Raw genomic sequence first — 5,207 nt, 5'->3', positions numbered from 1 at the left:
ATGCTTCACGGGCATGGAAGGCAACCAAGCTGGCGATTGAGTTCCTTATCCTGACCGCCAGTCGTTCGGGCGAGGTGCGCATGGCGCGCTGGGATGAAATCGACATGGACACCGCAACATGGGAAATCCCGGCGGAACGGATGAAGATGCAGCGCCCCCACCGCGTTCCCCTGCCTGCCCGCGCGGTGGACATACTGACCGAAGCTCAAGAACTGCGCGACGGTTCCGGCCTCGTCTTCCCCAGCCTGCGCGGCAAGGTGCTCTCCGACATGACGCTTTCCAAGCTGGTCAAGGAACTCGGCTTCGATGCCGACATTCACGGCTTCCGCACGTCCTTCCGCACATGGGCACAGGAGCGGACGAACTACCCCCGCGAGGTTGCTGAGGCCGCGCTGGCGCACAAGACCGGCGATGCTGTGGAGCAAGCCTATGCCCGCTCGGACGTGTTCGAGAAGCGGCGGAAGATGATGGAGAGTTGGGCGGCGTTTCTGAGCGAGACGGACGCCAAGGTTGCGAGGATTGGGTGAACCTCTTGGACGCACGGAGGATCGTTTGGGTTGATAGTCCCGATCCTTTCGCGCTAATTCCCAGACTACCTCAGAGCGTCGCCACGAACGTTTCTTATGCATATGTTCCCCTTTTGTTCGTACGGCCGCGAAGGTTCTCTATGCAAATGTTCACTTTTTGTTCGTATTTGTTCATTTAAAAACAATATCTTAAGTAATACCTGCAGACTTATCCACAGAAAGGCGCTCTTAGGTGGCCTTTGGGCACTTGTGTCCGAAGGGGAAAGCGATAGCCTGCAATAGCCTTTGGAGGAATTGTGCGCTCCGGAGGTGGCTCGCGGTGCTGCGCCAACAGACACCGCGAGACCGGAAGTAGGGTAAATCTGGAATCTCCCCTTCTTCCAAACTGCGCATATCAAATCCGGGGGTGCAAGGGATTTCTTGTCGCTCCGGCTAAGTTGGGATCGAGCAGTTTGAAATTCCTAAGACGACCTTCCGTAGAGGCCACAACCGGCCTTAGCCGCAGCACTATCTATGCTAAGATGGACCCTCGCAGTCCACATCATGACCCCGAGTTTCCTAAGCCCGTGCGGCTCGGAAAGCGCGCGGTCGCGTGGCGCGAAAGCGATATTCTCGCCTGGATGAACGGCCGCCAAAGCACGGCTGCCTGAGTTCACCCGCACCCATCATTCGGGCGCGGGCGGATACAGGTATGCGGCGTGTTTTGAGATAGCCGCAATATACGCTCGGCGCCCTTGCATAGAAAGGGCTGTCACAAAATGAGCAGCAATCATTGGCACAGTCGCCAGACGCAAATTTTCTGGTGCTGCAAGGCGCTTCTCGAAGGGCGCAAAATTACTCACAAGACCGAAATCCGCGAGGTGAACGGCTGGCGCCTCGGCGCGATGGTTCACCGCCTGAAGGACGAGTTCGGCTGGCCGATCCGCACGGAATACCGGGGCGCCGAGAACTACGCCTATTACTGGCTTCCCGAGAGCGTGGACCGTTCCAAGCTCAACTTCCCCAAATCCGCGCTGGCGCTGGGCGCAGAATGGGGGGCGGCATGAACCAACATTTACCAACATTAATGGACGGGCAGAACGGCAAACGCATCAACCGTCCCAAACCGCGCGAAATCCAAATCCGGCATCTCGCCCGACGCTATGGCCTGTCCCGGCAACAGGCCGAATTGCTGGCGAACCATTGCTATGGGGAGGGGCGCGCATGAATGCACTCTCGGACTTCCGCACCGACCACCGCGAAGAAGCGGATGGATACCGGGGCGAGGTGTTCCGGCACGGCAACTTCCGGGTTGCCGAATGCCGGGATGGTATCCAATGGCTCTTGCAGCGCAGGAGCGGCACCAGAACCGTGGGGGGAGCGCGTTGGCGCACCCTCGCCTACTGTGTGACCCGCGAAGCCTTAACCCGCCTCTACCAAGCCCACAGCGGCGCTGTTGCGCCGAAACTGGCCGAGCTTCCCGAAAGCATCAACCGGGGAAAGGAGCACTGAGGCATGGCGAAGCCCTATAAGCATGGCAAGCGCGGTGGCGGCAAGTTTGTGCAATTGCCCGAGTACCTGCAACGCACCGAAGCCTGGGCGACAATGAAGCCGGGACCACGCGCGCTGTATGTTGAACTAAAGCGTCGGTTCAACGGATCGAACAATGGCGAAATCATTCTCAGCCATCGGGACGCGGCGAAGGCGCTCAACGTGAACCGAAATACCGTGACTGGGTACTTCCACGAACTGCAAGAACGCGGTTTTATCCGCCAGACTGAAGCGCCTCACCTCGGCCCATCTGGTATAGGGCTTGCCTCCAAATGGGCGCTGGAAGAAGCGCCGACCAAGGACGGCAAGGCCGCAGGCAAGGCGTTCGTTCGCTGGCGCTCAAATTCAGAATCCCCGCCAAAAAAACGGGACACCCCGTCCCAGAAAGCGGGACGCTCTGAGGCGGAAGTCATCGAATTGAGGACCAACCGTCCCAAAAAACGGGACGCATTCGCATGATTTCGGCAAAACCCCGTCCCAAAAATCGGGACATATATACATCTAGCCATAGGCAGGAAGATTTCACGGAGGCAAACGGGCAACGGCTCTGCCAGTTTTGGCCCGTATCTGGGAATAATCACTATACACCCTTTTCCCCCGCCTATGGGGAAGGCAGGCAACCTGGAGGGCGCGCTAGTGACCGGGATTAAATCGGCGCCAGCGCCCATTACGCAGACTTTGTGGGCGCTCTTGCAGGGCGTCGCCTTCGCGGTGTCAACGGTGACGGGATGTGATTTGCAAAGCGGCCTGCGCATGTTGTGCAGGTTCCCACATGATTTCGGTAAAATCTTAGGCGCGGCATCAGTGGAATGTCATCTGCGCATGAAACGGCGACGCGTCCCACGGCCGAAAAAATCGGGGTATGCAAAGCCGACGGCGTGGAATGCGGCGCTCCTGTCATCGAACCTGGCTCGCCAGAAACGGCGGCATGTGAAGGTAGCGTTCGCTCCGTTGTCACTCTGCCGCAGGGTTCGGAGTGGCAGGTTTGCCGATTTCTCGGTCATCCGATGGTTTCGTCAGATGTCCGGTTTAAGGTAGGCTATCGCGGTCCTACCCGATATCCGCCTACGAAAAACGAAGGGTGCTTCCGGTCGCGCTTGTGACTTCGGTTCACACCGGAGGTCATCGGACACTCGACCGGAAGCAGTCAACGCAGGGCTCAACACCTATTAGGCATTGGTACCTCTGAGCCATGCGCTGCTTTCTGATGACAATGAGTCTCTCACGCGAACAGGGCTTGAAACACACGGGTAACCCCAAGTTTCGTTGGCTTTTTCTTCGATCCACTGAAGAGCGCCATCGTCAGGTCTCGGGCCTGATTTGCGCGCGCCAGACGGCCACGCTCCATATAGAATGCTGTATCTATGGACCCGTCGGCACGTCGTTTGATTTTTGGATCAAGACCGGGATGCATGGTTAGGTTCTCCTCTCGCACGTCTTGCCTCCATCATGCGGAACGCAAACTGGGCGCGCTTGAAGAGAACCTCCAGAAGTCCTTCAGAGTTTCTTGATTTTCAAGTCAACGTAACCGCGCGTCTTGCCACGAGCGTCCGAAGAACGTTCAGTGATGAATGGTTTATCGATTCAGAGATTGCGAACTGGACCCAGACAGGCATCTGTTTCTTCGAGACGGTGCCGAAGTGTCCCTTGAACCGCAAGTGTTCGACTTGCTGGTCCTGTTGGTCAGCAACAGCGGCAGGCTGCTGGACCGGGACCGGCTGATGGAAGAGATTTGGGGTGGTCGGATCGTTTCGGAAGCAACCGTTTCATCGCGGATCAACTCTGTTCGAAAGGCAATCGGGGATGATGGCAAGGCACAGTCAATGCTCCAGACAGTTCCTCGAAGAGGCTTCCGTTTTGTTGCAGAAGTCGTGACGGAACCCGAGCCTCGAAACCATGCATCGCCGCCAGACCAAGCAGTTCAGCAGACCATTCGTATGACGCTTTCGAAAGACGGAACAAGGATTGCCTATACGACAACGGGTGAGGGACCTCCCCTTCTGCGAGCGGGTCACTTTCTTACTCACCTTGAACTCGACTGGGTCAGCCCAGTCTGGCGACCGCTGCTGGACCGGCTCGGAGCTTCCCGGTCGGTGACCCGTTATGACCAGCGGACGACAGGATTGTCCGCCTCCTCTGCTCCTTCGCTTGAGTTGGACAGCCTTGTTGATGATCTTGAAGCCGTCGCTGAGGCGGCCGGATTGAGGCGCTTTCCGATTTTCGCGCAGTCTCAGGGTGTACCCGTTGCAATTGCCTACGCCTCACGGCACCCGGATCGGGTAAGTTGCATGGTTCTGTATGGCGGCTACGCACAGGGACGGACCCATCGGGAGACGGACACAGAGCGGCAGAATGCCGAAGCGGTTCTAACGATAATTCGTCAAGGTTGGGGGCGATCCGGCACAGCTTTTGCCACTGCGTTCTCGACCTTGTACATGCCCGATGCGACGCAAGAGCAATTGGCTCATATGACTGAAATGCAACTTGCTTCCGCAACGGCTGACAACGCGGTAGCGCTTCGGCAGGCTATCGATTGCTTCGACGTTTCAGGACTTCTTGGCGAAATTCGCTGTCCCACGCTCATCTTGCACGTTCAAGATGATGCCGTGCAACCAGTCGAGCAGGCGGGAGTATTGGCCGCCGGGATTCCAAACGCAGAGCTTCGCATCCTGAGCGGGTGCAATCACATTCCCCTTCCACAGGATCAAAACTGGTCTGAGCTGCTGAATCAGGCTGAAACTTTTCTTTCTAAACATGCGGAGTAAAGTCCCTGTAGGACCAGGCTGCGCCACGTCGATGCTGGAACCCTGAACTGCGGAACCGGACGCTGGTTATAATGCCACATTGTCGGCTGCGCGCAGTTACCGGACCTCGCAACCTAGGACCGGTGCTCCGTGGGTATCGGCAAGTATGGTGCGCTGGCCGCAAGGTCGGGAATGCCGACCTTGCCGCCGTTCGCTGCGATAGAGAAATAGGAGACGACGCCTTCGCGGCATCGGTCAAGAAGGGCGGAAAGCCGAAGTTCACCGCGCGTATCAACTATGACGGCAACGCGGACTTTGCCGCCGTTGGCGGTGTTCGTCCACCCGTCCGCTGACTGTGGATGCCGTTGAAAAAGTCGGCTGATCGCGGCGTATCGGTCTCTCTGCG

8 protein-coding genes are annotated in these 5,207 nt (G+C 57.7%); 6 read left to right on the top strand and 2 right to left on the bottom strand.

Going from position 1 to position 5,207, the window contains the following annotated elements; genetic code table 11:
* The 5 genes from AX756_RS24435 to AX756_RS24420 form a co-directional block, all read left to right on the top strand.
* The coding region (locus AX756_RS24435) for a tyrosine-type recombinase/integrase (protein WP_156461687.1) at nucleotides 1-527 on the top strand (527 nt) is incomplete at its 5' end.
* 296 nt (nucleotides 528-823) lie between these two features.
* A complete protein-coding gene (locus AX756_RS26755) occupies nucleotides 824-1,177 on the top strand; it encodes a helix-turn-helix transcriptional regulator (protein WP_321186424.1) in 354 nt (117 codons plus the stop codon).
* A gap of 108 nt (nucleotides 1,178-1,285) precedes the next feature.
* Entirely contained in the window at nucleotides 1,286-1,573 is a 288-nt protein-coding gene (locus tag AX756_RS24430; RefSeq protein WP_068318439.1) for a hypothetical protein, read from the top strand.
* A 157-nt stretch (nucleotides 1,574-1,730) separates the two neighbouring features.
* Nucleotides 1,731-2,018 carry a hypothetical protein gene (locus AX756_RS24425; protein ID WP_068318437.1) on the top strand — a complete coding sequence of 96 codons (288 nt, stop codon included), beginning with the start codon at nucleotides 1,731-1,733 and terminating at the stop codon, nucleotides 2,016-2,018.
* A gap of 3 nt (nucleotides 2,019-2,021) precedes the next feature.
* Nucleotides 2,022-2,516: a helix-turn-helix domain-containing protein gene (locus tag AX756_RS24420; RefSeq protein WP_194247544.1), complete on the top strand. Its 495-nt coding sequence runs from the start codon at nucleotides 2,022-2,024 to the stop codon at nucleotides 2,514-2,516.
* 763 nt (nucleotides 2,517-3,279) lie between these two features.
* Here AX756_RS24420 and AX756_RS24415 read toward each other — a convergent pair.
* A complete protein-coding gene (locus tag AX756_RS24415) occupies nucleotides 3,280-3,471 on the bottom strand; it encodes a hypothetical protein (protein ID WP_068318435.1) in 192 nt (63 codons plus the stop codon).
* A 157-nt stretch (nucleotides 3,472-3,628) separates the two neighbouring features.
* Here AX756_RS24415 and AX756_RS24410 point away from each other — a divergent pair, with 157 nt between their 5' ends.
* Nucleotides 3,629-4,822: an alpha/beta hydrolase gene (locus AX756_RS24410; protein ID WP_068318432.1), complete on the top strand. Its 1,194-nt coding sequence runs from the start codon at nucleotides 3,629-3,631 to the stop codon at nucleotides 4,820-4,822.
* Nucleotides 4,823-4,935: 113 nt separating this feature from the next.
* On the opposite strand, the gene AX756_RS26580 is transcribed toward AX756_RS24410, so the two are convergent.
* A partial coding sequence (locus AX756_RS26580; RefSeq protein WP_231701185.1) for a hypothetical protein occupies nucleotides 4,936-5,207 on the bottom strand: 272 nt, incomplete at its 5' end.

Origin of the sequence: Aliiruegeria sabulilitoris, from assembly GCF_001558155.1 — a bacterium.
In the GTDB taxonomy this organism is placed as follows: domain Bacteria; phylum Pseudomonadota; class Alphaproteobacteria; order Rhodobacterales; family Rhodobacteraceae; genus Tropicimonas; species Tropicimonas sabulilitoris.
Note: the sequence above shows the minus strand (reverse complement) of the source record. Positions and strands in the feature narration are given on the sequence as shown.